Consider the following 25655-nt stretch of genomic DNA (forward strand, 5'->3'; position numbering starts at 1 on the left):
GTCCTTAGAGAATTCGTTGATATAAGTGATGCGTGCCTTCGCGTGTCTCATCGATTTTAAAATCAAGCGGATCAAGTTCAATCCCTTGTTTGTGTGCAAAACGTTGAATCTTTTCAAACGACTTCCAAATCTCGATGTCTGGTCCTTCATGTCTCCAAAAGACATAGCGAGCGGGAGGAAGATGGTATCCTTTCATTCCCTTAGGAACCCGTTCGAGTGAAGAGACAGGTAAGCCGACGCATTGCGTATAGGTCGTTCCGCGATGGGCAAGCGAAACATCTAACGGAAAACTGTCCGGTACGACTGCCGGAATTTCATGCGCCCGACGTGAAAATTCACGCCATAGTTCAGGCATCAATGTATGGAGTTCATTTTCTTCGCACGTCATGCTGAGTCCGATTACATAAAGCTCGTGACGTTCAACAATTTTAGGATGCATTTGAGACTCCTTTCGTCAGAAATCAAGAAGCAGTAGTCAAGTTCCGTCGTTTTAAGTCTAAGAAAAGTTTAGTAAAAGTTGCGTCCCACTGCGTGCCGCTTCCTTCTTCAAGAATCGACAATGCTCGTTCAGCGGGCATCCCCTTTCGATAGGGGCGATCGGAAGTCATGGCATCATAGGCGTCGGCAATTGCCATGATTCGTCCGAAAAGCGGAATCGCGTCGCCGGTCAAGCCTTCCGGATAGCCTTTGCCATCATAACGCTCGTGATGGTACTTTACCCCAGGAAGAATCGGTTGTAACGTCTCTGGTAAATCAACTTGCGATAAAATATGGACACCGATTACCGGATGGCGTTTGATTTCATCGAATTCTTCTTCCGTTAACCGTCCTTCCTTCAAAAGAACGGCATCTCGGATACCGATTTTACCGATATCGTGAAGAAGAGCAGACTTTCGTAATAACTCGATTTGTTCATCAGGTAAGTCAGCGGCACGGGCGATTTCAACGGAATATTCCGCTACCCGTAAAGAATGCCCTGCCGTATAAGGATCGCGAGCATCTAAAGTCGCGGCAAACAACGTAAATAAACTATTTAAAAGGCGTTCATTTTCTAAATCGCGTCCTTCGATTCCTTCAACCATCAAATTAAATCCGCCAATCAAGTGTGCGAATTCATCGGAGTAGGGATTGGAAATCGTATTCAATTGACCCGACTCGATTTGAGCAACTCCTTCTTGCAAAGCAAGAATCGGTTTTTTGATGTTTTCATATAGTAGAAGACTGCAAAATGTCGCAAGGCAGAGGATGACAATCAAAATTAACGTTGCCCAACTCCAATAAGACTGAAGACTTTCGTTTTCCGTTAACTGAACGGCAGAAGCGAGGACGAACAGTAAGATTGGAAATACACCGATGACGAGTGTACTAATCAACATTTTTTGGCGCAAGCTGACCATATGTTGTTTCTTTAAGACGATGTCGCCGTAACCTGCCGCCTGAGATCGTTTCGTCAACTCGAGCAACATCGGTTCCGTGACCCGGTAAGTGAGGAAAAATTCAATCAGAGCATGAAGAATCGCGACGAGAATCGCCCCGAAACAAGCGAGACCAATCAAATAGTAGGGCATGTCGAGCCAACCACGGTATATGGCGAAAGCTGTCAAGGTAGAAGAAGGAAGTGATAATCCGAGAAAGTGTGGACCGAGAATACGTTGCATCGTCAAAACCGGGAAGCGATGCGTCGTCTGAAAAGCAATTGTCAATTCGTCAGCAGTGGGCTGTTTTGATTGAAATACTATATAAAGGGACCGAACGTGTCGGCGATAGATTGTATATTCCAAGCTGAACATCAGGGTGACAGATCCTGCCATGATACCAAGCAAGAGCATCCGCTCTTGTGGACTGAAGGTCAGTGTTTCGAAGATGAACAAACTGCCGACACCGAAAACGGCAACGAATGAGCCGATTAAATAGTTCGTTAAGACTTGTCGCTCAAAACGTTTTAAAGGTTGCATGGAATTCCTCCTCTTCTTAATCAAAGCGTGCAGCAAAGAATTTTTCTAGTACTATATAATGGTCTATCTTATTAATATCGGCACGATGTAAGAATATTAAACTAAATTCCAAAAATAGGTATAGTTATAAAGTCCTAATTATACAAAAACTAATTGATTAACGAACTAAAATAACATATGATTTGAATATTCAGAAAAGTATATTAAAAGTGTGCTTTTCACTACTACATAGGGGGTAAGTTCACGTGGGGAAAAAGAAACAGCTTAGCTTAGCCGTTTTATCTGGAATCACGGCAGCTGCATTCGCAGTTAGTCCGGTTTTACCTGGTGGGAAGGTAAAATCTGTTGATGCTGCTGAAAAAGCAGCAGTAGGAGCGCCGATGGACTTGAACACAGTTGATCAGGAACGTCTCTTAAAAGTATTGCAGGATCGTGGGGTCGTCTCAAAAGCATCATCTGCAGCTGAGAAACAAAAGGCTGTCCAAAAGTATTTGGATAAAAAGTCGAATGGTAAACCAGCAGCTGAACATGAGTCAGAAAAAGCGAAAGAATTCGATCAAAAAACAAAAGACTTTTTGACGAAACAAAAAGATCAACTCGCAAAACAGTTGAACAAGAAGCACAATAATTATAAAAAAGGTAAAAAAGATGGGTTTGTCAAAGTCGACAAAGCTAAACAAGCAAAATACAACGGTGATACACGGACAGATAAAGTCCTTGTTTTACTCGTTGAGTACAGTGACTTTAAGCATAACAATGTTGTGCAAGAAGATGGATACATGTATTCGAATGACTTCAACCAAAAGCATTATCAAGATTTAATGTTTGGTAATAAAGAGTTCGAACTCTTTAACGGAGACAAGGTCAAGACGTTTAAACAGTATTATGAAGAACAGTCGGGCGGAAGCTACACGGTTGATGGTAAGGTCTCGAACTGGTTAACAGTTCCAGGTACAGCCAAAGACTACGGTTCGGATAATCCAGCGGGCGGAAACGATAACCTTCCAGGCGCTAAGGGTCCACGTGGTCTCGTCAAAGATTCGTTGAATGCTGCAGTAAAATCAGGCATCAACTTAGCAGAGTACGATCAATTCGACCAATACGATATGGATGGAGACGGCGACTTGAACGAGCCGGACGGCCTCGTCGATCACTTGATGATCATCCATGCAGGAACAGGACAAGAAGCTGGGGGCGGAACGCTCGGAGATGACGCAATCTGGTCACACCGTTGGACACTCGGCAACGTATATCCTGTTGCTGACTCGGTAGCGAAAGTAAACTATTGGGGCGGTAAAATGGCTGCCTACGATTACACGGTTCAACCTGAAGACGGCGCGGTCGGTGTTTTCGCACACGAATTCGGTCATGACTTAGGTCTTCCAGATGAGTACGACACACAGTACACAGGTCAAGGCGAGCCGGTCGCATCATGGTCAATCATGAGTGGCGGTAGCTGGAACGGGAAAGTTGCCGGAACAGAACCAACAAGTTTCTCACCACAAAATAAAGAATTCTTCCAAAACGTGATGGGTGGAAACTGGGCGAATATCGAGACAATCGATTTTGATTCGTTATCAAAAGCAGGAACTGCTTCTTATATCGATCAAAGTGTTACAAAATCGAAAAACCCAGGAATCATCAAAGTAGACTTACCGAAAAAACCGGTCAAAGGAATTTCACCGGCGTTCGGTAAAAAATACTACTACAGCACAAAAGGAAACGATCTTCATACGTCAATGACGTCACCAGAATTCGATTTGACAGCTGCTAAAGCTGCTAAATTTGATTACAAAGCGTACTTTGATGTCGAGTTCGATTATGACTTCTTGACAGTTACGGCAACAGCTGGTGGAGTAGAAAAAGTCATCGACGTCATCGGTGACGAAGATACTGATGGTGATCAACGTGCTGAGTCTTCAAAAGGTGCATGGGTCGATAAATCATACGACCTCAGCGAATTTGCAGGCAAAAAAGTAACACTTAAATTTGATTACACAGCTGATGCTGGTCTTGCACTCGACGGTTTCGCACTTGATAACGCGAAATTGACAGTCGACGGTAAAGTCGTCTTCGAAGATGATGCAGAAGGTACACCGAAGTTTAAACTCGACGGTTTCATCGCGTCTGACGGCTTCAGCTATGCAGACAATGCGTACTACCTCGAATGGCGTAACTACGCAGGCTCAGATAAAGCACTTGAGCATGCGCGTGGTGTGAAATACAACACAGGTCTCGTCGTTTGGTACGCAGATTCTAGCTTCACAGATAACTGGGTCGGTGTTCACCCGGGTGAAGGATTCCTCGGTGTCGTCGATTCACACCCTGAGGCAATCGTTGGTACGCTTAAAGGCAAGCCAGTCGTATCAGGTAGCACACGTTACCAAGTTGCGGATGCTGCATTCAGCTACGATAAAGCACCTTCTTGGTTGATCGATTCACCAACACGTGGTCTTTACGACTACAAAGGTCTCTCAGGTGTAACGAAATTCGATGATTCTAAATCGTATATCAACCAATTGATTCCGGATGCAGGGAAACTTCTTCCGAACAATGGTCTTAAAATTCAAGTCATCGGTGAAGCGAAAGATAACTCTGCTGGAGCTGTCTGGATCCACCGTTAAGAACAAAACAGATCTGGGAAACCAGGTCTGTTTTTCTTTTGAAAAGTGGAATCAATTGGAAAAAATATTGGTCAGACAACTTGACTTTTAAAGCGCATCCATACTATACTGACGTTAGCTTAATATTGTTATTGTCACTACTGATTCACATTGCGTCACGAACAATCTTTTCGTCGCTCCATGTATTTCGGGACAATAATGAATTTCTTTCATATGCATCGTCATATGTATTAAGTAATTTATTTTTGGAGGTTGTTCCCATGAACACAGGTAAAGTAAAATGGTTTAACGCAGAAAAAGGTTTCGGTTTCATCGAAGTTGAAGGCGGAGAAGACGTATTCGTACATTTCTCAGCAATCACTGGTGAAGGTTTCAAATCACTTGACGAAGGTCAAGAAGTTGAATTCGAAATCACTGAAGGCGCACGTGGAGCACAAGCTGCTAACGTCGTAAAACTTTAATTTCAACTATTCAATCGCTCTTCTTCAGAAGAGCGGTTTTTTTATTGTCTTAATATCTTGAATTTAAGATATCTGTGCGCTATGCTTTGCATATAATCAAATTCAAAAGGGAGTGGCAAAGATGGAATTACTCGGTATTCATCATGTTTCAATTTTGACCGGGATGGCGGAACGGAACTATCAATTTTACACGCAAGTCCTTGGAATGCGCTTAATTAAGAAAACAGTGAACCAAGACGACACGACGTCGTATCATTTATTTTATGGGGACGCGGAAGGAAATCCGGGGACTGATCTGACGTTCTTCGACATTCCGCATCTTGGGACAGGTGTACCGGGAGCCTCGAGCATCTCTTCGACATCCCTGCGTGTGAAAACAACAGCATCGCTCAAGTTTTGGGAACAGCGATTTGAGCAAAAAGAGATTGATCATGATTCAATCATCGAACGGGCAGGGCGACAAACGCTTGCCTTTCGTGATCAAGAAGGAACACGTCTGATTCTCGTCGCAGAAGATGGGGAACTAGGCGTCCCGGGTGGCGTGCCGTGGAAACACGACGAGATTCCAGCAGAACATGCAATCGTCGGCTTAGGTGCCGTGACATTGACCGTTAACGACCCGGGACCAACAGCGCTCGTTTTGACGGAAGTCCTCGGTTTTAAAAAAATCGGCAGTTATCCGTCGCTTGCGGGTGAGTTTGCGGATATTGAAGTGTATGCAACGGGTCAAGGAGGAATCGGAGCCGAAGTCCACCTCGAAGCGCGACCGGATCTCGATCGAGAACGTCTTGGTCGCGGCGGTGTCCACCATGTCGCGTTCCGCGTACCGAACAGTGCGGAATATGATCTATGGGTCGAGCGTTTAAACCACTACCGTCTTCCGAACTCCGGAAAAGTTGATCGCCATTACTTCCAAGCCTTGTATTTTCGGGAACCGAATCATATTTTATTCGAGCTTTCGACGGATACACCGGGATTTGCGACAGATGAATCGATTGAGGAGTTAGGCGAGACACTCGCACTACCACCATTTTTAGAACCACAACGTGAGCAGATTGAAGCACGTCTTCGTCCACTCGAAATCTGACAATCCTGTGACACGGGTCACAGATACGTCGACGTCCCGTATACTAAAAGAAGGAATCACGAAAAGGAGTGACGGGATGTTAAGAACTACGTTAGGTCAATTTCGGTTAATTGCGATTGTAGAAGGAATTTCATTTTTAGTATTGTTGCTGATTGCGATGCCGTTAAAATATATGGCAGGAATTCCTGAGGCAGTCTCGGTCGTTGGAGCCATGCACGGTGTGTTGTTTGTCATGTATGCGTTATGGCTTGTCGTCGTTAAATTTAAATACCGCTGGTCGTTTGTCAAAGCAGGTATCGCCTTTATCGCATCCTTCATTCCGTTTGGTACGTTTGTACTCGATCGAAAGCTAAAACAGGAAGCAACAAACGCGTAAATTGTGTATACTAGTAAAAGCACGGCTGTGGATAACTGTTTTTGTCTATGCGAAGCAGGTTATCCACAGCTTTTTTCTGTGGATAATTTTTAGGAGGATACTATGTCAACATTCGAAACATTAAACATTCAAGAACTGTGGATAAAAAAACTACAAAAACAAGGCATCAAACAACCGACACCGATTCAAGAACAAGCTATTCCGCATTTGCTTGCGGGACGTGATTTAATAGGAAAAGCACAAACAGGTACAGGGAAGACACTTGCCTTCTTGTTACCGATTCTCGAGCAAATCGATTTAGAGAGTAAAACGGTTCAAGCATTGATCGTCGCACCGACACGTGAACTTGCGCGTCAGATTGCCGACGAAACACATAAGTTGATTCGGAATATGGAAGACATTCGGGCACTTGCTGTATACGGCGGACAAGATGTCTTTAAACAAATCCAACGTCTCGGACGGATGCCGCAAATCATCATCGGGACACCTGGACGAATTTTAGACCATGTCGGACGGGGAACACTCGATTTGAGCGCGCTGAAGACACTCGTCTTAGATGAAGCCGATCAGATGCTTCAAATTGGTTTCTTACCGGAAATCGAAGATATCATCGCAGCAGCACCGGTCGATCGTCAATTCGTCATGTTATCTGCGACGATGCCACCAAAAGTCGAGCAACTCGCGAAAACGTACCTTCGTGACCCGATTGAAATTCAAGTCGAAGCTGAAAAAGTAACGGTCGATGCGATTGAACAATTCGTCGTCGAAACGACGGATCGTCGTAAGCAAGCGACACTTCGGACGATGCTCGACGAAATGCGCCCGTATGCCGCAATCATTTTCTGTCGGACGCAACGTCGCGTAACGAAATTAAACGAAGAATTGCAAATGCAAGGTTATCCGACGGACGAGTTACACGGTGGATTGACGCAAGGAAAACGTGAAAAGGCGATGTCGAAGTTCTATCAAGGGAAAACACCATTCTTGATTGCGACCGATGTTGCGTCACGCGGACTGGATGTCACAGGTGTCACACACGTCTTCAACTATGACTTGCCGGACGATGCAGAAAGCTATGTCCACCGGATTGGGCGGACGGGACGTGCCGGGAACGACGGCGTCGCGATTTCAATCGTCACACCGAAAGACGGTCGGAGTTTCCGTGACATGGAACGCGAACTTGGGGTCGAAGTTACACCAATCGTCGTCGAATTGTCAGATGAAATGATTCGGGCACAGCATGACCAGAGTAAAGGCACGAAAAAGCCGACAACGGAAGGCCGTGGCAATACACGCCGGTCGAATAATCGTCGCCCAGGACGGACACACCGGAAGTAAGCAAATCAATCTACAGAAAAATCCCGTTTCCATTCATCGGAAACGGGATTTTTTATCGTTGAAGAGACGCTTTACTGGTCTGTGTTATTTATAGACTATCTGTCCGCCGAGATGACCGGCATAAGCAAGTAATCCACTACCAATCACAGCGACGATTAGACTGAAGATAAGAAGCATTTTTTTATTTGATCGATAATTGAAAATCAACAATACAAAGGAAATACCGAAAGCAATCAGACTGTAAAGCGCAAAGTGTTCATGATCTTCAATCGCAGCCCGTGTCGCATTGAACGTCGAACGGGCATAGTCTTTTGTCTCATCTCCGGATAGATACGCAGCGACCCCTGCGAGGAGACCGGTGAATAGGGTAATTAGAGCAAACAATTTCAATTGAACCCATTTTAAACTAAAGAATAGTAGTAGTGTAGCGAACAGTAACAGACCGATTGGAGCATGGACGAGTAAGGGGTGGAGCGGAACACCGAATAGCATGATAAATCCTCCTTAAGTAATGAGTGTATGACTATTCATTACTTTACCCCTGCTACCTGATAGTTAGCTGACGGCTTTACTTAATGAGGGAAATGAATCGTAAACCGTGTTCCTTCATTTGGACTGGAGTCGACCTCGATGCTCGCGTTATGGGCATCAGCAATCGAGCTAGCGATTGCGAGGCCGAGACCGGTCCCTGTTCCGTGGCGAGCGTGGTCCCCGCGATAGAAGCGTTCGAAGATTTTTGCCTGATCACTTTTCGGGATACCGATTCCCTCATCAGCGATTGTCAGCTGAACTTCGCCAGGGGCTTTTGACAAGCGGACCTTGATTGGTCCGTCACTGTAGACGGAAGCATTTTCTAGAAAGACCATTAATAAGCGCGTCAATTGGTTAGCGTCCCCTTTAATTAAGAGGTTCGGTTCAATCTCGATTCGCAGTGTCCGGTTGGATAATGTATGGGCGAACCGTTCAGCGGTCTTTGAGACGAGCGTACTGAAATCAACGGATTGCAGGGTCATGGATTGACCCCCGCGGGCAAGCAACAGCAAGTCCGCGACGAGTAATTGCATCGAAGTCGTCTCGGCTTTCAAATCGTCGAGAATCGTCTGTCCCTCACGACTGAGCGGTTCAGCTTCAAGCAATTCGATTCCGCTATATAAAATCGTCAGCGGTGTGCGTAGTTCATGGGAGGCGTCCGACGTGAAGCGACGTTGCCGGTCGAAAGCTTGTTGGACGGGCTGGACGGCTCGACCGGCGAGAACATAACTGAGTCCCATCAAAATCAACGTCGATAAGACGGCGATTCCAGATAAGACAGCGATTAAACGTTGGAGTGTATCGCGTGTAGCGGACGTTTCTTTTAAAAGAACGATGGAGCCTTCGTTCGTGTCGCGTTTGTACAATAAAAAATGGTGATCCTCGACAGTCACTTTTTCAGTTTCTTGAGCAGAGGATACGAAACGCTGAACGGTCTCTTCCGTTAAATCATCCGGAAGACTCGAATACTGTTCTTCACCCGTTTCGTCCAGCACTTGAAAATAAATCGGATTAGGTGTCAAGCGATCTTCACCATGTTCGATTCGTTCGAAGACGTCACGGTTCGAGATGTTTTTTAATTGATTGAGCTCTGTCTGGTCGAGTAACCGTGCCGTCGTAAAATAGACGCCAACGAGTATGAGGATTAATAACAGTAAGAAGGTCCCACTGAATAAAAGGGTCAGCCGTTTTCGGATCACTTCAAGCATGGTGGTCACCAAGACGATACCCGAAACCGCGGACGGTCTTGATGAGTGGTGGAGCGCCAACCGCCTCTAATTTTTTGCGGACGAGACGGACCAAGGCATCGAGAGCGTTGTCCGTAACGTCGGCACCAATTCCCCAGACGACTTCGATGATCAGTTCGCGACCCATCACTTGTTCCGGTCGACGTAATAAGAGTGATAGAAATTCAAATTCACGACGTGTCAATTCAAGTGGATGATGATTATAGGAAATCATTTGCGATGAAACATCGAGTTCAAGTCCTTGAAAAGATACCGTATCGACGAAGGCCTTTTTTTGTCGACGACTTAATGCGCGGAGACGGGCAAGCAATTCATTCGATTGAAACGGTTTGACGAGATAGTCGTCGGCACCACTATCGAGACCATGGACGAGGTCGATTTCTGTATCACGTGCCGTCAACATTAAAATACCACCTTCAAAACGATTTTTTCTAAGTTCAGCTGCGACCTCAACCCCACTTTTATGAGGCATCATCCAATCAAGAACAAGCAAATCGTAACGAAATGTCTGGCATTGATTGAGTGCATCGACACCATCGTGTGCGACATCGACTTGGTAGCCGGCACGTTCGAGATGGAGTCGAAGCATTTTTGCGAGCCGCTGATCGTCTTCTGCAATCAATACACGCATGAATTTTCCCCCCCGCGTTCATTTTTTCTTATTATCCCATAGTTGCCGTCAGCTAGTTATCAGTTTTTAGCGCTACAGTAAAGATAACAACAAACGAGAGAGGATGAAGGAAGATGAAACCAAAGCCGTTTGCAAAATGGATGGTCGGTTTAAGTAGTACGGTGTTTATCGGTCTAGCGATTGGTCAATTAAGTGTCAGCTCAGATGGACAATCGACAACACCGGTCAGTACAGGGGATACGTATTCGAATGAAACGAATTTCCCGAGTCAACCGACGCAAGGGGATTCTTATGGTGACGAGGAGTCAGACGATGATGGCGGATATTATGATGATGATGAGGGATGGTCAGGAGAGGATTCTTCCGGATTCAGCCAGCCGAGCGGAAATAGCGACGGACGCTCGAGTCACTCGAAATAGGAGGTCAAGTGATGGAACGACAACTCTATTCGATGCATAATACGATTCGATTCGTGACGGAAAATCAGATTCCTGAAGAAGAATGGCAGGAGATTGAACGATTTTTCAGCTACGTTGATCGAGAGTGGTCACGGTTTGCTGAAGCGAGTGAAGTGAATCGGTTGAATCGCCTTCGAATCGGTGAAACCTTATCGATTTCGTTACCACTCGCTCGGTTACTAAAGCGTTCGATTCGTTATTTTGAACAGACGGAGCACTATTTTTCTCCGTTTCTTCTTGAACAACAACAGGCGAACGGATACCGGGATTCCTTTCCGTTTCACTATGCGACTGAGTCGGAGCGGGTTGTTCCCCCAGAGATTACACCCTTCATTCTCGAAGGACTTGAAGTGACACGTGTCGGTGGAGGAGCAATTGACTTAGGTGGAATCGGGAAAGGTGCAGCAGCAATGATGGTGGCGCAACGGCTTCGGAAAGAACGACGACGCGGATTGATTGAAGCTGGCGGTGATGTCGTCGTCTGGTCGGACGAAACACCATGGAAGATTGGCATTACACATCCGCATACAGACGAAGAAATCGCGGAAATCAGCCTTCGACAAGGGGCAATCGCAACCTCGAATCGAATTTATCGCTCCTGGCATGTCGGCGAACGGATGAATCATCACTTACTTGACGGTAAAACGGGGCGACCGATTGAGACACCGCTCATTCAAGTGACGGCTTCTGCTCCACAGCTGTATGAAGCAGAAGTAATGACGAAACTTGCTTTTCAGATGACAGAACAGGAACGGCAAGAGAAGTTATTCAAATGGTTTCCGAATGGACGATTATTGTTACTCGACGCGTCAGGTGAAATCCTATCCGAGAAGAAAGGGGAGTGTGCACTATGGACTGGTTGAAATGGATGTTTTCGACCTGGACGATGATTCGTCTCAGTGGGCTAGCGGGTCACTTTTTGATGACATTATCCGTATTAGCTGGATTACTAGGCTCGTTTCTGAATCTCCGAAAACAAAAAGCACGACTTCATAACATCCACCTCTATGGCGGATGGGCCGGACTGCTCGCGATTGTCCTCCACGCGACGTTGATTATCGTGGATACGTATGCACCGCTATCCATCCTCGAGATTTTGATACCGGGCAACGCTTCTTACGAACCACTGTGGAATGCCTTTGGAACAATCAGTCTTTATCTCTTCGGTTTTGTCCTGATCACGTCGGACTTCCTAAAAGAGACGCTCGGAAAAACCTTATGGAAATTAACGCACTGGCTTGTCTTACCGGCTTGGGGGTTGATGACGCTCCATGGTCTCTTCATCGGGACAGATACGGGAACGTTGTTTACGACAATCTGGTACGCGACTTCGACACTGACATTCATCGTACTGATTCTTTACCGGATGCGTCTGCGTCCTAAAACAAAAGTTCAAATAAAACCGGAATCCTCGACGTCTTAAGAGGATTCCGGTTTTATTCATTGTTGCTCGAGCCACTTCGTCCACGCGACAAAAGCGTCTTCCCGATTTTCGATGTAGTTGTGATCACTGTCGACGACCAGTTCTTCGAAATAACCGGCGTTTTGAAGGAGGTCGTGGTGGAGCGCTTTGACAGATGTTTCATCCCGTTCAGATGTGACGAGCAATGCCGAGCGGTTCTTTAGTTCTTCCTTGAGCGCAAGAAGGTTCCAACTCGCATGGTTAGCTTTTAACTCCTCGAGTAACGTGTCACCGTCAGTCGCTGTAAGGAAAGACGCACCGCGGCTGAGAACACCGCGTAAGGCGTCCTCGTGTTCCGGGTAGTCGAGGATCAGTTGACCGATTAGACCGAAGTTGAACGGAGAAATTCCGATGTAGTGTTTGATGTGCGGAACAGCAGCAAACGCGTGTAGACCAGCAAATCCACCCATGCTGTGACCGACAATCGTAATTTGGTCGCCGAGCACATCATGCTGTTCTGTAAAGGTCGGAGAAGCGACGTGCTCCATGATCGCTGTCGCATCTTCCAGGACATGACGAAAACGGAACGCACCCGGGCTGCCGATGCTGCCGCGGTAAGAGGTCACGAGGACATGGTAGCCGATTTCTTGGAGACGGACCGCCCAGTCCATGTTCAATTGTTTCCCGGGAAACCCGTGGAAGAGGACGATTAACGGAGCGGGACCTGTACTTGCCGGAGAATATAGACGACAAAATAGCGCTTCGTTCCCTCCGCTCGGTATGGCAATTAAAGAAAGACTAGCTTTGTTCGTGATTGTTTCCATCTCATTCGCTCCTTTAAAAAGTTTCGTATGTTTCATAGTGTGATACAAGTTAGGAAGCAAAGCAATCGTTAAGTCTATGAACAAAAAATAAAGTAAGAAAAGAACGTTTTGCGCTCCGCCGTTTGAGAGCTGGGATAGAGGTGTGCTTGAAATCGACTAGCTTGTAGTCTGCCGCGCGTCTCCACCTTGTCTCGTCTCCGAGCGGCGGGCGTCCACGCCGCTTCACTGCGTTGCAGGGTCGCGGACGCCCGCTGTTCGCTGCGGAAGCGATCCAAGTCGGCATGCGCTTCAAGATATTCGCGTTACATGTCGTGCTTCTTAGGGAAATCTTAAAAAAGCTTCGCTTTTCCGTTGACTCCTACGGGATAAGGCGCGTTTTAACGCGCTGTCAGAGGCAGGCGAGACCCTGCTTCTTGTCCTTACGGGACAAGAAGCAACGGCTTGCGCCTCGCCCGAGGAAAGCAATGGAAAGGAAGAAGCTTTGAATCACGTACCACTGTGCCGTTCATCCAAGGGACCTGACAAGTCATGCGCTTGAGGAAAGCAACGGAAAGAAAGAAGCTTTGAATCACTACCGTTCACCCAAAGGAGCTGACAAGTCATGCGCTTGAGAAAAGCAACGGAAAGGAAGAAGCTTTGAATCACGTACAACTGCGCCGTTCATCCAAAGGACCTGACAAAATCCGCATTACTGCCATTCTCTTTTTCGATAAAAAACAAAAAGAGCCGCCCCAATCAACAGGGCGGCTCAAATCATCGTTCTTAAAAGAGTAAGAGGCAATCAATCAAAAGACTTTTGTCGTCCATGATTCACAGTTCCATAAGTCAGTTGCGACTGCTTCATAAAATTCAGGTTCGTGTGAAATCAAGAGGACCGTTCCTTTATATTCTTGCAAGGCCCGTTTCAATTCCTCTTTCGCTTCGACGTCCAAGTGGTTCGTCGGCTCATCGAGAACCAGAATGTTTGATTCCGTGTTCATCAGCTTACAAAGACGGACTTTCGCCTTCTCTCCACCGCTGAGTACTTCGATTTTAGATTCGATGTGTTTTGTCATCAAACCACATTTCGCGAGCATCGCCCGGACTTGTTGTTGCGTCAAGGATGGGAACGTCCCCCAAATTTCTTCGATACACGTGTTCGAATTCTTCTCTTTGATTTCTTGTTCGAAATAGCCGATGTGCAAGTTTTCACCGCGATCGACCATCCCTGAAACAGCGGGAATCTCACCGAGTAAGCTTTTCAGTAATGTCGACTTCCCGATTCCGTTCGCACCATGCAAGGCAATCTTTTGACCCCGTTCGATCGTTAAATCAAGCGGGCGTGAGAGCGGTTCGTCGTAGCCGATGACAAGACCTTTTGCTTCGAACATCAGCTTGCTTGGTGTCCGAGCCGTCTGGAAATGGAATTCCGGTTGCGGACGTTCTTGTGCAAGCTCGATGACATCCATCTTGTCGAGTTTTTTCTGACGGGACATCGCCATGTTTCGTGTCGAGACACGCGCCTTGTTACGGGCGACGAAATCTTTAAGTTCAGAAATTTCTTGCTGTTGGCGCTTAAAGGCAGACTCCAGCTGTTTCTTTTTCGCTTCATGGACCGTCAAGAAATTATCATAGTCACCAACATAACGGCTCAAGCCTTGATTTTCCATATGGTAAATCAAGTTGATGACGCTGTTTAAGAATGGAATATCATGCGAAATCAAAATGAATGCATTCTCGTAATCGTTGAGATACCGTTTCAGCCATTCGATGTGTTGCACATCAAGATAGTTGGTCGGCTCATCCAGTAACAAGATATCTGGTTTTTCAAGTAAGAGCTTCGCAAGTAAGATTTTTGTACGCTGACCGCCACTCAATTCATGGACATCACGGTCTAAGCCGATTTCATCGAGACCAAGTCCGCGGGCGATTTCTTCGACTTTTGCGTCGATCGTATAAAAATCATTATTCGTTAAAATGTCTTGTAAGACACCGACTTCCTCAAGCATCTTTTCGAGTTCTTCGGGCTCGACTTCACCCATCTTCGCATACAGGTCATTGATTTCTTGTTCGATATCGAACAAGTATTGGAATGCCCCTTTTAGCGCATCACGAATCGATAAACCTTTTGCAAGGACGGCATGTTGATCGAGATAACCGACACGAACGTGTTTCGCCCATTCGACTTTCCCTTCATCCGGTTCGAGCTGAGAAGTGATGATGTTCATGAAGGTTGATTTTCCTTCGCCGTTTGCTCCGACGAGGCCGATGTGTTCACCCTTTAACAGGCGGAACGAGACATCTTCGAAAATCGCACGATCACCAAAGCCGTGGCTTAAGTTTGATACCGTTAAAATACTCATAACTACTCCCTTATTTCATGAATTCAACGCTGTGATTAGACACCTGTACGTTTTTTCTGGTTGTTCGTCTTTTTCGTCTTCTGGCTCGTCATTTGTTTCGTTTCCGTTCCACGAAGACCAGTCGGACGTTTTGTTTGTGATTGTTTTTTTGCTTTCAATTGTTCAATCATCGCTTCTTGAAGTGATAATTTTTTTGGTTGTTCGCTCATGTGTGTTCACCTCGATTAATTCGTTCTTATCTTATAGTATGCCAAAAAAAACGCTTTTTGAAAACGAACTCTACTTAATTCATCCTTTTAACGGACAACCTGACCGAGATAAATGACATAACAATTCCGGTCGATGTCGATTTCGCAGCTGTCACGTTCAAAGGTTCCATGCTCTGGCACAGTCACCTTATCCTTAATTAAATAGCGCATCGCTTGGACGTGGTTCGGGACGGTCATCGTTTTGATAAGTGGTGATGTACTGCTTGGCATGTACCGGCGAAACTCGATGTGAATTTGATGAGGCGGATAAATCCGGTCCTCTGCATCGAGCGGAGAGGCTTCGACGTGATTGACAATCAGCTGATCGTACTCGCCCTCCATTTCGTTGGAGCGTAATTCATACAGTTGGCCTTCGATGATATGAAATTCACATAATTGATGAGCGATGATTTCATCCGGTTCGATTGCGAAACGACTGTATTGATAAATCGACTTATATTCATCTTGATCTTCGACATAATAAGCAAGTGACATCGTGATTCCTCCTTGTAACGGCATGATATGTTCTACTCGGACGATCAGAAAAAAGTTCCGGTACGACAAGGAAACTTTTTTAAGAGAAAAAGCGTATACTTAGAATAACAAATTGTTAAGAAAGGGGTATGAATCGTGAGATGGATGAAACAAGCATCACTTGCGGCGACGCTTTTGATTGGAACGACACTCAGTGGTTGCGGTGCAGACGATGCGCAAGCCGAACGTCCGGATGATCCGGATTGTGACGATTATGAATATGATAATGAAGAAGGCGTCTGGTATTGTGATGATGCAACATCGACCCATTCTGGTTTTTATTACTGGGGAGGCAGTTATTTTGCATCCCGTGCCCTGATGCATAGTGCGATGCGGACGAAAGGCTATACGCCGAAGTCGAACGCAGTCAAAAGTTATAATGCGAAGACAAAAGGATTCGGGACGGGATCGTCGTCTGGTTTCTTTGGCGGATGAGTGAACGAGAGGATTTATATGGTGACATTGAGTCGTTTTGGGATGAATTGGATGGTGAAATCTATGCGTTGACTGATGTTTTAACGGTTTCGTCGCGGACGCTGGAGCGCTTACGGGTAGCTGCCCGAGACGTGTATCTGATTTTTGAGAAAGTCGCACCGATTCTACGAACGATGGAAGACGATGCGTTACTCGAGCTCGGGTATCCAAAACAAGCACTTCCCTTTCTCCGTCTAGAGACGATGCGCCCCTTATCAATCATCAGTCGGCTCGACTTCATCGTGACGGATGATCGGATTTCCGTCATGGAGTGGAATGCCGATACGCCGACGTTCATTAAAGAATCGTTTGACGTCAATGACCGGATTGCACAAAAACGCCACATGATGGCAGTGAACCCGGATGAAGCGGCGAAATTAGCGACAAGCGTCCGTCGCGCCGTTGCAGCAGCGACACATCGAACGAAGCAACGCCCGCATATCGTCTTTACGTCACATGGGGACAATATCGAGGATCGTCTGACGACAGAATACTTGCAAGGGTTCGTGGACGGGGCAGCGTATTGCCCGCTTAACGCCCTTGAAATTCGACCGGAAGATGGATTGTACGACCAGGACGGACGACGGATTGATATTTTATACCGTCAGACCTTTCCGATTGAAATGGCGCTTCTCGATCGCGATGACACGGGACGTGAACTCGGTGTCTTATTGTTACAACTCGTCGAACAAGGATTGCTCGAGATCATCAATCCACCATCGGCGTTTCTGATGCAGGCAAAGTCCGTTCTTGCAGTGATTTGGGCACTGCATGAAGCAGACCACGCTTATTTAACAGGACGTGATCGTCAAATCATAGACCGTTATTTTTTACCAACGTATCTTGAACCAGATGTATTTCTTGAACAGCGACACGCCTTTGTCGAGAAACCGGTTTTTGGCAGAGAAGGTGATACGGTAACAATCTATCAAGCAGATGGTCGTATCCTGTTATCGAATGAACAGCGTTCCTTTAGTGACCAAGCATCGGTTTATCAGCAGTATCAAGAATTGCCGACGCATGTACTTAGTAATGGAGTGGAAGTGGCCTATATGTTTGGCGTGTTCGTTCTCGGTGGTCGGGCAAGTGCGATTGCTGTCCGAGCAGGCGAACGAATCACCGGAAATCGTTCTTACTTTTTACCGATTGGGCGATTGCAAGATTGAGAGGAGGAGACAAGATGAAAGCAGCCATTTTAGGAGCAAGCGGTTTAGTTGGACAAGAGTTAGTCGATCAATTATTAGCGAATGATGCGTATGAGGAAGTTCATGTGCTCGTTCGTCGACCCATGAACCGGTTTCATCAAAAGCTGGAAGAATGGGTGATTGACTTTGATCGCGTGACGGAAATCGAATTGCCGACAGTGGATCACGTCTATTGCGCGCTCGGAACGACGATTAAACAAGCAGGATCGCAAGAGGCATTTCGTCAGGTCGACTACACGTATCCGATTGAAGTCGGACGTGAATTGCTCGATTTAGGCGCGACACGCTTCGCGCTCATTTCAGCGCTCGGCGCACATCCGAATGCAAAAACGTTCTACAATCGTGTCAAAGGAGACACAGAGAACGGACTACGGGTTCTTGGCTACGAAGCTTTATTGATTTTCCGTCCATCGCTCTTGTTAGGGGAGCGAGAAGAGTTCCGGTTTGGCGAACAGGCGGCGGCTCGTGTCTCGACGGTTCTTCGCCCGTTATTAAAACGGAGTCCTTATGCCCCGATTGAAGCGAGTAAAGTCGCGAAAGCGATGATGGAGCAAACACTCCATGCGCCCCCGGGTATTACCATCGTTGAATCAAAAGACATGCAAAAATGAGCGAACGGATTCCGTTACGCTCTTTTTTTTGCTTAAAATTAATATTTGACTAGTCAAATGATTTGCGGTTGAATGATAAGGTGCTGTCTCCTATATAAAAAGAAGTGAGACAATTCAGTTAAAAACGTGTAAATCTTTTAATCGGTTACGAGACGCTTATCATTTGGGGAAAGCGGGAAAAAAGGTTTTAGATTATGCACGAATACAATGGTAGACGAAAGGAGCCTTCATTATGGCAGATTTTGATCGCGATCAGGTCTACAAGACTGTTCCGCAAAAAGGGTTCTTCGGAAACCCGAAAGGATTGTTCACACTCTTCTTCACAGAGTTCTGGGAACGATTCTCCTACTACGGGATGCGCGCCATCCTTATATTCTACATGTACGACTCTGTTGCGAACGGTGGACTCGGAATTGATAAAACGACTGCCGCTTCCATCATGGCCGTATATGGTTCACTTGTCTACATGTCTGGAATCATCGGAGGATGGGTCTCCGACCGTCTGTTAGGGACATCACGGACCGTCTTTTATGGTGGTATTCTCATCATGCTCGGACATATCGTGTTAGCTCTACCAGCCGGAATCACGGCATTATTCATCTCGATGGGCTTAATCGTCATCGGGACGGGATTCTTAAAACCGAACGTATCGAACATCGTCGGAGATTTGTACAGCAAAACGGATAACCGCCGTGATGCTGGATTCAGTATCTTCTATATGGGAATCAATGCCGGTGCATTTTTAGCACCACTCGTCGTCGGTAAAGTTTCAGATACGGCAGGATACCATGCTGGTTTCGCACTCGCTGCGGTCGGGATGTTCGCCGGTCTTGTTGTGTTCATATTGACGAAGAAAAAGAATTTAGGTCAAGCCGGAACATACGTCTTGAATCCGCTAGAAGGCGAGGAACGGAAACGTTTCTTTAAAATTGCGACAGTTGTCGTCATTGCGCTAGCAGTTCTCGGAACGATTGCCGCATTGACAGGTTTACTAACGATCGACCGCTTTACGTTGATGGTGACGTTCCTCGGAATCTTGATTCCGATTGCGTATTTCACATTCATGTTACGCAGTCCGAAAATTACAGATGATGAGCGTTCGCGTTTATTCGCCTACATCCCACTCTTTATCGCAGCAGCTGTTTTCTGGGCGATTCAAGAGCAAGGGTCATATGTCTTATCAATCTTTGCAGATGAACGGACAGACTTATCTTTCTTAGGCTTTGAGATTCAGCCTGCGTTCTTCCAGTCATTGAATCCATTGTTCATCATCGTGCTTGCACCAGTCTTTGCAAGCTTTTGGGTCCGACTCGGTGATCGTCAGCCGACGACGATGCAAAAATTCTCGTTCGGTCTGATTTTCGCAGGACTTTCGTTCATCGTCATGATGTTGCCTGGACTATTGTTTGGTACAGACACAATCGTTAGTCCGCTCTGGCTCGCACTCAGTTTCTTCCTCGTCGTGATTGGTGAGTTGTTACTATCACCAGTCGGTTTATCGGCAACGACGAAACTGGCGCCAGCGGCTTTCTCGGCACAGACAATGAGTCTTTGGTTCTTAACGAATGCAACGGGACAAGCCGTCAATGCACAGATCGTTAAATACTACGGGAAAGAAACAGAAGTCGCGTACTTCGGAATTACAGGTGTCGTCGCGATTGCACTCGGACTTCTCTTGTTTGCTTTTGCACCAAGGCTCCAAAAATATATGCGTGGTATTCGCTAAGCTCGAATCCACAAAAAAAAGGCAGGAACTCGGATTCTTTTTCCGAGTTACCTGTCTTTTTGTTAGTCATTTGTCCGAATATGGCGTAATGATTCTGCAAACAGGGCAACAAGCGTCCCGAGCACCAGTCCATTCGACATCAGTGTCGTGACGAGTGGAGGGAGATCGGCTGTTGCACCTTTCGGTAAGAGTAAGGCACCGATTCCGACGAGGACCGGTAACCCGACCGTAATCATTGCCGTTTGCCGATTTAAGTCGCGTGCTGCTTCCGTGACGCCGATGATGGCCATTCCGGCAACAATCGGGGCAACCATCGCATAACCGACGGCAACCGGAATTTTTGCAATCAAACCGACGAATGGCGTGACGATACTTAAGAATAAGCAAATGACGTTCGCAATCGCAAACGATTTACGATCCGTGTTATCCGTCGAAGCGATGAATCCGGCTGTTCCGGAAATCGCGACGGGACCAACCGTACCGAACATACCGGCAAAAATCTGTCCGACACCAGCAGTGACACCGGCTGTTCCGACTTGTCCTTTGACGTGTTCGCCACGTTTCGCACTGATGATGCGCTCGATGACTTTGATGTTCGCGAGCACGTTCGTCATCAACAGTAAAGAGATGATTAAGGCTGTCGGGAGTAATGTCCAGTCCAGATGAATGCCGCCGAACGGGAATAAATCAGGAAGTGTAAAGAATGGACCATCGAAGCTCGGCATCTCGGCGCGTCCAATCAAGGCAAACATGCTCCAACCGACGAGCAGCGTGATGAGTAAGGCATACTGACGCAACCGATCGCTACGTTCGAGATAAAGTGAGATGATGACGGTCAATACGGAAATGACGGCAGGTAACACTTGAATCTTACCGTTTTCCAGGTTGAGTAGCCCTTTCATAACGGAGCCTGACAGTTGGGCAGACAACAGGAGCATATAAACGCCGATGACTTGTGGCGTGAACAAGGGAACGAGTCGTCGTAAAATACCCGTTACTGTCAAAATGATACAGATGATGCCACTTAAGATGAGGAGAAAACCAAGTGATTGGAGTGTGTTCGAGTAACTCCCGTACAATGTAATGCCGATTGAGGAGTAGAGGGCGAAGACACCCCACCAAATCCCGGCCGGTCCTTCCATGATCGGTAGACGGTGACCGAGGAACACTTGGAATAAACTTAAAATCGCAAAAACGAACAGACAACGAGATAGGAAAGCCAATGTGTCCGCGCTCGATAGTTCAAACGATGCGGCAATGGCGAGTGGCGGGGCGATGTTAGTACAGATAATAAACAAAAACCACTGAATCGTGGAGACTACGGTACGTGGCAAAACAAATGATTCCCCTTTCAAAAGAAACGATACTTTTTTCATCTTAAACCAATTATTGAAAAAGCGATAGATACGCTTACATTGACTGAAAATTTAGAAAATAATTTTCATATGTGATTTTTCACATGAGATGGGGTAGGAGTTAAGAGGGAGGAATGAATATGAAAAAGTGGCTCAAGCGAATCAGCATCGGTTTCATCATACTCATCGGGCTTGTCATCGGAGCCTTCATGGTCTGGGCGCAATTTGATTATGATCCGTCAAAAGAAGCAAACACATATGTTGAACAACAGATCGGACAGGATTATCAGTTTGGTGACCCGGAGAGTGAAGTCGGATTTGTGTTTTATCAAGGGGCGAAGGTCGATCCGGGTGCCTACAGTTATATCGGGAGTCAGTTAGCGAAGAACGGACATTTCGTCGTCATCCCGAAATTACCGTTTAATATCGCATTACTCGACGCAAACGCGGCCTTACCGATCATCGATGCGAATCCGAAAATCAAACGATGGTATGTGATGGGACATTCGTTAGGTGGAAGTGCCGCTTCGACAGTCCTTGAGGAGAATTCGAAGATTAAAGGAATCATCTTTCTCGCGTCCTATCCGATTGATGCCATCGATACACCGTCCTTGACGGTCTACGGCGGACGGGATGGCGTCTTACCTGTAGCGGACATCGAAGCAAGTAAAAAAAATCTTCGATCGGACGCGACATTCCATTTCATCGAAGAGGGCAATCACGCGAATTTCGGGATGTACGGCGCACAAAAGGGCGACAACACGAGCCCGTTAACACCAAAAGCACAACAAGATGAGACGATTGAAGCAATTGAGTCATTCCTTTCATCGAATTAAAAAAGCCTTTCCGTCTAGCCATTTTACAAAGCTAGACGGAAAGGTTTTTTACGTTTTAGTCGAGACGACGTGATACCTCGTCGAGTGTCGGTAAAGCAGCCATCGCCCCTTTGACGGACGCGGCAAGCCCGCCGGAAATCGCGGCAAATCGCCCGATGTCCTGCAGTTCATCTTCATCCCAATCGAATGCAAAGGACCGCGTCGCACACTGGTGTAGCAAACCAGACATAAAGGCGTCACCTGCTCCGGTCGTATCGACGGCATCCACCGAAATCGCGTTGATTTCTGCCATCGCACGATTCGTATAGAGTAAGGATCCCTCGCTGCCCCGTGTAACGGCGAGCAACTGGATCGGGTATTCAGCGAGCAGTTCGGCTGCCCCTTCATCCAGGTTCGTTTGGCCGGTCAAGAAGGTCAATTCCTCTTCTGCTAACTTAACGATTTGCGCGTCAGGCAGGACGGACTGAATCGTCGTCCGGGCGACATCGAGATTCGACCATAACGATTCGCGGAGGTTCGGGTCGTAAGAAATCGGGACCTGATGTTCTTTTGCGAGCGCGATGGCACGACGTGTTGCTGCGACGGCATCACCGGAGATTAAGGAAATCGAACCGATGTGAAGTAAATCGGCTTCCGCCAGTGCGTCCGGAACATCTTGTTCATGAAAGCTCATATCGGCACGATACGTATTGATGAATTCAAAGGACCGTTCGCCGTTTTTAGCATTTGTGACGAGGACAAGCCCCGTTTTATTCGTTGCGTCAAGAACGATGTGATCCGTCTTGACCCCATAGTGGTGGAGTGTATCTTTCAAGAAATGTCCCATCGAGTCATCCCCGACAGCACCGAGAAAATAACTGTCGGCGCCAAGGCGGGCAAGTCCGACGGCGACATTGGCGGGAGCACCGCCGGGATTTTTTTGGAACGTCGTATTGCTGTCGTCGAGTGGAATCAAATCGATTAATGCTTCTCCAAGACTAAAAATTTTCATCATAGTTCGCTCCTTTCTAAATCCGGTCGAATCCGTTCGACATGAAGTGCCATATAGCCGACTTCAGAGTCGGGGACGGTCGTTTTTAATTCCTGTTCGAGCCAAGCGGCCATACTTTCTGCACAACGAAACGCATCCGCATAACGTGTTTTGACAGCAGATAAAATGACATCATCCATATCGTGGAGTGTCTGCCCCTGCTCAATCCGGGCGAGGACAAGTTTCATATGTGTGAAGAATCGGTAATACGTCATGGAAGTCGTTTCGATCGTTTGACCAAAGAAACTCTCGATTTGTTCACGTAATTCGTTCAACAGAGTAGCAGTTTGTAGTGCCGTCGCCATATTCGGATGCTGTTGGCGGGCGTTAAAGAGGTGAAGTGCGATGTTCGCGGCTTCCTCCTTTGGTAATACAACAGCAAGTGTCTGTTCGATTTGCGCAACCGCCCATTCACCGATTTTGTACTCGGCTGTATATAACAAGCGAATTTCTTCCGCGAGCCGATTGTGGACGACAAGATTTTCACGTGCTAAGCGAACGGCGTGGGCGAGGTGATCCGTCAGACTGACATGGATATAATCATGAAAGGGTGTCTGAAGTTCGCCTTCCGCATAAGAAATGATTTGTTCGGACAAATCAATGATTTCTAATGGGGTCGTCGTTAAGATTTCTTTAAACAGTTCAGCATTTTCGAACGAGGGAATGAACATCTTTTCGATTTTCGAGGGATCGACGGGGTCTTTTTTCTTTTTACCGAAAGCGATCCCCGGTCCCATGATGATGCGTTCTTGTCCTTGTTCTTTTGTGACGATGGCATTGTTGTTGAGTACTTTATGAATAATCAGTCTGACTCCTCCCTTCTCCCTTTATTATACGGGTAACGGTGCTCAGAACAAAACCGACAAATGCGACCCGACGAGTATACTCGAGAGGGTCGCATGTCTTTTTTACTTAAGCGGCTAAATCGGTTTGTTTTTGTTTTCGTGCATCAATACGCATGAGGATGACAGTCGCGATGAACGCTGTCGAGACAGCAATCGCAAAACCGACAAGGTAGTTGATTAAGTTCGAAGCACCAAGTGGAGCGACGATTGCAATCATCGGTATGCCCGTCAAACCATAAGCGTTTGCAGCGACTTGCGTCAAGACGACGTAGCCACCGCCGATTGCGCCACCGATCGCACCACCGATGAACGGTTTACCGAGTCGGAGATTCACCCCGTAGATGATCGGTTCCGTAATACCGAGAAATGCCGAGAAGGCAGAGGGTAAAGCGAGCGTTTTTAATTTAACGTTTTTCGTCATGAAGTAGACAGCAAGACCTGCTCCGCCTTGAGCAACGTTCGCCATCGACCAGATGGGTAACAGGAAGTTTTTCCCGATGCTCTTATCAGCAATAAGTCCCGCTTCAATCGCATGGAAACTATGGTGCATTCCTGTGATGACAATCGTTGAGTAGAGACCACCGAACAAGAGACCGGCGACGACCGAGAATTGTTCATAGAAGAAGACGAGTACGAATGAAATTCCTTTACCGAGCAATGTACCAAGTGGTCCGATGACGATGAGGGCAAGGAATCCTGTGACGAGAATCGTCACGAACGGTGTGACTAACAAATCAAGTGTTTCCGGTGTCCGTTTACGTACTTGCTGCTCAATTTTCGCCATGACCCAAACTGTTAAGAGGACAGGGAAGACCGTCCCCTGATAACCAATCAGTTCGATGTTCATCCCAAGGAAGTGCATCACTTCCGGTTCACTGTTTCCGAGTGTCCAAGGGTTGAGCAGAGAAGGGTGCGTCATGATTCCACCGATGACCGCACCGAGATATGGATTGGCACCGAACTCACGCGCGGCAGAGAAACCGATCAAAATCGGTAAGATGATGAAAGCGGAAGACGAGAACATGTCAAGCAGTTGGACGATCGGTGAAGCCCCGTCGACCCAACCGAAGGCTTTAATCATTCCGAGTAAGCCCATCAAAAGACCGGCGGCGACAATTGCCGGAATCAATGGTACGAAGACATTTGAAAGCGACCGGGCAAGGCGCGCGAACGGATTTAATTTTTGGGAAGCTGCTTTCTTCACGTCGACTGATTCTTCACCATTGACGTTGACACCAGCGAGGGGAGCGAACTCCGCGAATACTTTGTTGACGGTCCCGGTCCCAAAAATGATTTGATATTGACCTGAACTCGAGAAAGCACCACTGACGCCGTCAAGATCTTCGAGTGCCGCTTGATCGACCTTCGATTCGTCATGAAGGACGAGACGGAGACGTGTCGCACAATGCGCTGCTGTGATAATATTTTCACGACCACCGACAAGGGTAAGGACCTGCGCAGCTGTTTTTTTGTAATCCATTTGAATTCCTCCTTTTAGGAAAGGTGTGCGACTGG

26 protein-coding genes are annotated in these 25655 nt (G+C 46.8%); 13 read left to right on the forward strand and 13 right to left on the reverse strand.

The genetic code is table 11. From position 1 onward, the window contains the following. Positions 1-4: 4 nt before the first annotated feature. Together KNP88_RS08585 and KNP88_RS08590 are read right to left on the reverse strand one after the other, a co-directional pair. Positions 5-439 carry a GyrI-like domain-containing protein gene (locus KNP88_RS08585; protein WP_088838205.1) on the reverse strand — a complete coding sequence of 145 codons (435 nt, stop codon included), beginning with the start codon at positions 437-439 and terminating at the stop codon, positions 5-7. Positions 440-461: 22 nt separating this feature from the next. After that, positions 462-1955 carry an HD-GYP domain-containing protein gene (locus tag KNP88_RS08590; RefSeq protein WP_214893288.1) on the reverse strand — a complete coding sequence of 498 codons (1494 nt, stop codon included), beginning with the start codon at positions 1953-1955 and terminating at the stop codon, positions 462-464. 245 nt (positions 1956-2200) lie between these two features. On the opposite strand from KNP88_RS08590, the gene KNP88_RS08595 reads away from it, so the two are divergent. The 5 genes from KNP88_RS08595 to KNP88_RS08615 all read left to right on the forward strand — a co-directional run bounded on the left by KNP88_RS08595 (position 2201) and on the right by KNP88_RS08615 (position 7841). Beyond that, a complete protein-coding gene (locus tag KNP88_RS08595; protein WP_214893290.1) occupies positions 2201-4579 on the forward strand; it encodes an immune inhibitor A domain-containing protein in 2379 nt (792 codons plus the stop codon). Between the two features lie 260 nt (positions 4580-4839). After that, positions 4840-5040: a cold-shock protein gene (locus KNP88_RS08600; RefSeq protein WP_012371797.1), complete on the forward strand. Its 201-nt coding sequence runs from the start codon at positions 4840-4842 to the stop codon at positions 5038-5040. Between the two features lie 121 nt (positions 5041-5161). Next, the gene (locus KNP88_RS08605; RefSeq protein WP_214893292.1) at positions 5162-6127 is read left to right on the forward strand and encodes a ring-cleaving dioxygenase; all 966 of its coding nucleotides are present in this window, start codon (positions 5162-5164) and stop codon (positions 6125-6127) included. Between the two features lie 76 nt (positions 6128-6203). Continuing rightward, a complete protein-coding gene (locus KNP88_RS08610; protein WP_088838201.1) occupies positions 6204-6503 on the forward strand; it encodes a DUF3817 domain-containing protein in 300 nt (99 codons plus the stop codon). A gap of 102 nt (positions 6504-6605) precedes the next feature. After that, positions 6606-7841 carry a DEAD/DEAH box helicase gene (locus tag KNP88_RS08615; RefSeq protein WP_088838200.1) on the forward strand — a complete coding sequence of 412 codons (1236 nt, stop codon included), beginning with the start codon at positions 6606-6608 and terminating at the stop codon, positions 7839-7841. 84 nt (positions 7842-7925) lie between these two features. Here the strand turns inward: KNP88_RS08615 and KNP88_RS08620 are convergent, their stop codons facing one another. The 3 genes from KNP88_RS08620 to KNP88_RS08630 form a co-directional block, all read right to left on the reverse strand. Then, complete coding sequence (locus KNP88_RS08620) at positions 7926-8333, reverse strand: DUF2231 domain-containing protein (protein ID WP_214893294.1); 408 nt, start codon at positions 8331-8333, stop codon at positions 7926-7928. A gap of 80 nt (positions 8334-8413) precedes the next feature. After that, positions 8414-9580 carry a sensor histidine kinase gene (locus KNP88_RS08625; RefSeq protein ID WP_214766346.1) on the reverse strand — a complete coding sequence of 389 codons (1167 nt, stop codon included), beginning with the start codon at positions 9578-9580 and terminating at the stop codon, positions 8414-8416. Then, on the reverse strand, positions 9573-10250 hold the full coding sequence (locus KNP88_RS08630; protein ID WP_088838197.1) for a response regulator transcription factor: 678 nt from the start codon (positions 10248-10250) through the stop codon (positions 9573-9575). The genes KNP88_RS08625 and KNP88_RS08630 overlap by 8 nt, the downstream gene beginning before the upstream one ends. A gap of 113 nt (positions 10251-10363) precedes the next feature. On the opposite strand from KNP88_RS08630, the gene KNP88_RS08635 reads away from it, so the two are divergent. Genes KNP88_RS08635 through KNP88_RS08645 form a run of 3 tightly spaced genes read left to right on the forward strand, consistent with a single transcriptional unit; the run spans position 10364 to position 12131 of the window. Beyond that, a complete protein-coding gene (locus KNP88_RS08635; RefSeq protein ID WP_214770178.1) occupies positions 10364-10669 on the forward strand; it encodes a hypothetical protein in 306 nt (101 codons plus the stop codon). 11 nt (positions 10670-10680) lie between these two features. After that, complete coding sequence (locus tag KNP88_RS08640) at positions 10681-11571, forward strand: FAD:protein FMN transferase (RefSeq protein ID WP_214893296.1); 891 nt, start codon at positions 10681-10683, stop codon at positions 11569-11571. Further along, positions 11559-12131, forward strand: a complete 573-nt coding sequence (locus tag KNP88_RS08645) for a ferric reductase-like transmembrane domain-containing protein (protein WP_214893298.1) — start codon at positions 11559-11561, stop codon at positions 12129-12131. Before KNP88_RS08640 ends, KNP88_RS08645 begins: the two co-directional genes overlap by 13 nt. A gap of 17 nt (positions 12132-12148) precedes the next feature. Here KNP88_RS08645 and KNP88_RS08650 read toward each other — a convergent pair whose 3' ends face one another. From KNP88_RS08650 to KNP88_RS08665, 4 genes are all read right to left on the reverse strand, one after another. Further along, the gene (locus KNP88_RS08650; RefSeq protein ID WP_088838193.1) at positions 12149-12934 is read right to left on the reverse strand and encodes an alpha/beta hydrolase family protein; all 786 of its coding nucleotides are present in this window, start codon (positions 12932-12934) and stop codon (positions 12149-12151) included. A 785-nt stretch (positions 12935-13719) separates the two neighbouring features. Further along, a complete protein-coding gene (locus KNP88_RS08655; protein ID WP_029332048.1) occupies positions 13720-15276 on the reverse strand; it encodes an ABC-F family ATP-binding cassette domain-containing protein in 1557 nt (518 codons plus the stop codon). A 35-nt stretch (positions 15277-15311) separates the two neighbouring features. Continuing rightward, the gene (locus tag KNP88_RS08660) at positions 15312-15485 is read right to left on the reverse strand and encodes a hypothetical protein (RefSeq protein ID WP_012371785.1); all 174 of its coding nucleotides are present in this window, start codon (positions 15483-15485) and stop codon (positions 15312-15314) included. Between the two features lie 87 nt (positions 15486-15572). After that, on the reverse strand, positions 15573-16019 hold the full coding sequence (locus KNP88_RS08665) for a hypothetical protein (RefSeq protein WP_214893299.1): 447 nt from the start codon (positions 16017-16019) through the stop codon (positions 15573-15575). A gap of 144 nt (positions 16020-16163) precedes the next feature. Here KNP88_RS08665 and KNP88_RS08670 point away from each other — a divergent pair, with 144 nt between their 5' ends. From KNP88_RS08670 to KNP88_RS08685, 4 genes are all read left to right on the forward strand, one after another. Continuing rightward, positions 16164-16493 carry a hypothetical protein gene (locus tag KNP88_RS08670; RefSeq protein WP_029332046.1) on the forward strand — a complete coding sequence of 110 codons (330 nt, stop codon included), beginning with the start codon at positions 16164-16166 and terminating at the stop codon, positions 16491-16493. After that, positions 16490-17698 (forward strand): glutathionylspermidine synthase family protein, encoded by a 1209-nt coding sequence (locus KNP88_RS08675; protein ID WP_214893301.1) that lies wholly within the window; start codon positions 16490-16492, stop codon positions 17696-17698. Before KNP88_RS08670 ends, KNP88_RS08675 begins: the two co-directional genes overlap by 4 nt. A 14-nt stretch (positions 17699-17712) precedes the next feature. Beyond that, a complete protein-coding gene (locus KNP88_RS08680; RefSeq protein ID WP_214893303.1) occupies positions 17713-18348 on the forward strand; it encodes an NAD-dependent epimerase/dehydratase family protein in 636 nt (211 codons plus the stop codon). Positions 18349-18580: 232 nt separating this feature from the next. Continuing rightward, complete coding sequence (locus KNP88_RS08685; protein ID WP_088838189.1) at positions 18581-20074, forward strand: peptide MFS transporter; 1494 nt, start codon at positions 18581-18583, stop codon at positions 20072-20074. Positions 20075-20136: 62 nt separating this feature from the next. Here the strand turns inward: KNP88_RS08685 and KNP88_RS08690 are convergent, their stop codons facing one another. After that, positions 20137-21408, reverse strand: coding sequence for a purine/pyrimidine permease (locus tag KNP88_RS08690; protein WP_029332042.1), 1272 nt, complete (start codon positions 21406-21408; stop codon positions 20137-20139). 161 nt (positions 21409-21569) lie between these two features. Between KNP88_RS08690 and KNP88_RS08695 the strand changes: the two genes are divergently transcribed. After that, on the forward strand, positions 21570-22265 hold the full coding sequence (locus KNP88_RS08695; protein ID WP_214893305.1) for an alpha/beta hydrolase: 696 nt from the start codon (positions 21570-21572) through the stop codon (positions 22263-22265). A gap of 55 nt (positions 22266-22320) precedes the next feature. Here the strand turns inward: KNP88_RS08695 and KNP88_RS08700 are convergent, their stop codons facing one another. From KNP88_RS08700 to KNP88_RS08710, 3 genes are all read right to left on the reverse strand, one after another. Beyond that, positions 22321-23256 (reverse strand): carbohydrate kinase family protein, encoded by a 936-nt coding sequence (locus tag KNP88_RS08700; RefSeq protein ID WP_214808399.1) that lies wholly within the window; start codon positions 23254-23256, stop codon positions 22321-22323. Continuing rightward, entirely contained in the window at positions 23256-24101 is an 846-nt protein-coding gene (locus KNP88_RS08705; protein WP_214893397.1) for a PRD domain-containing protein, read from the reverse strand. The genes KNP88_RS08700 and KNP88_RS08705 overlap by 1 nt, the downstream gene beginning before the upstream one ends. Positions 24102-24207: 106 nt before the next feature. Further along, positions 24208-25620: a sucrose-specific PTS transporter subunit IIBC gene (locus KNP88_RS08710; protein WP_214893307.1), complete on the reverse strand. Its 1413-nt coding sequence runs from the start codon at positions 25618-25620 to the stop codon at positions 24208-24210. Positions 25621-25655: the final 35 nt, after the last annotated feature.

It is taken from the genome of Exiguobacterium sp. H66 (assembly GCF_018618705.1).
GTDB classification, from domain to species: Bacteria; Bacillota; Bacilli; order Exiguobacteriales; family Exiguobacteriaceae; genus Exiguobacterium_A; species Exiguobacterium_A oxidotolerans.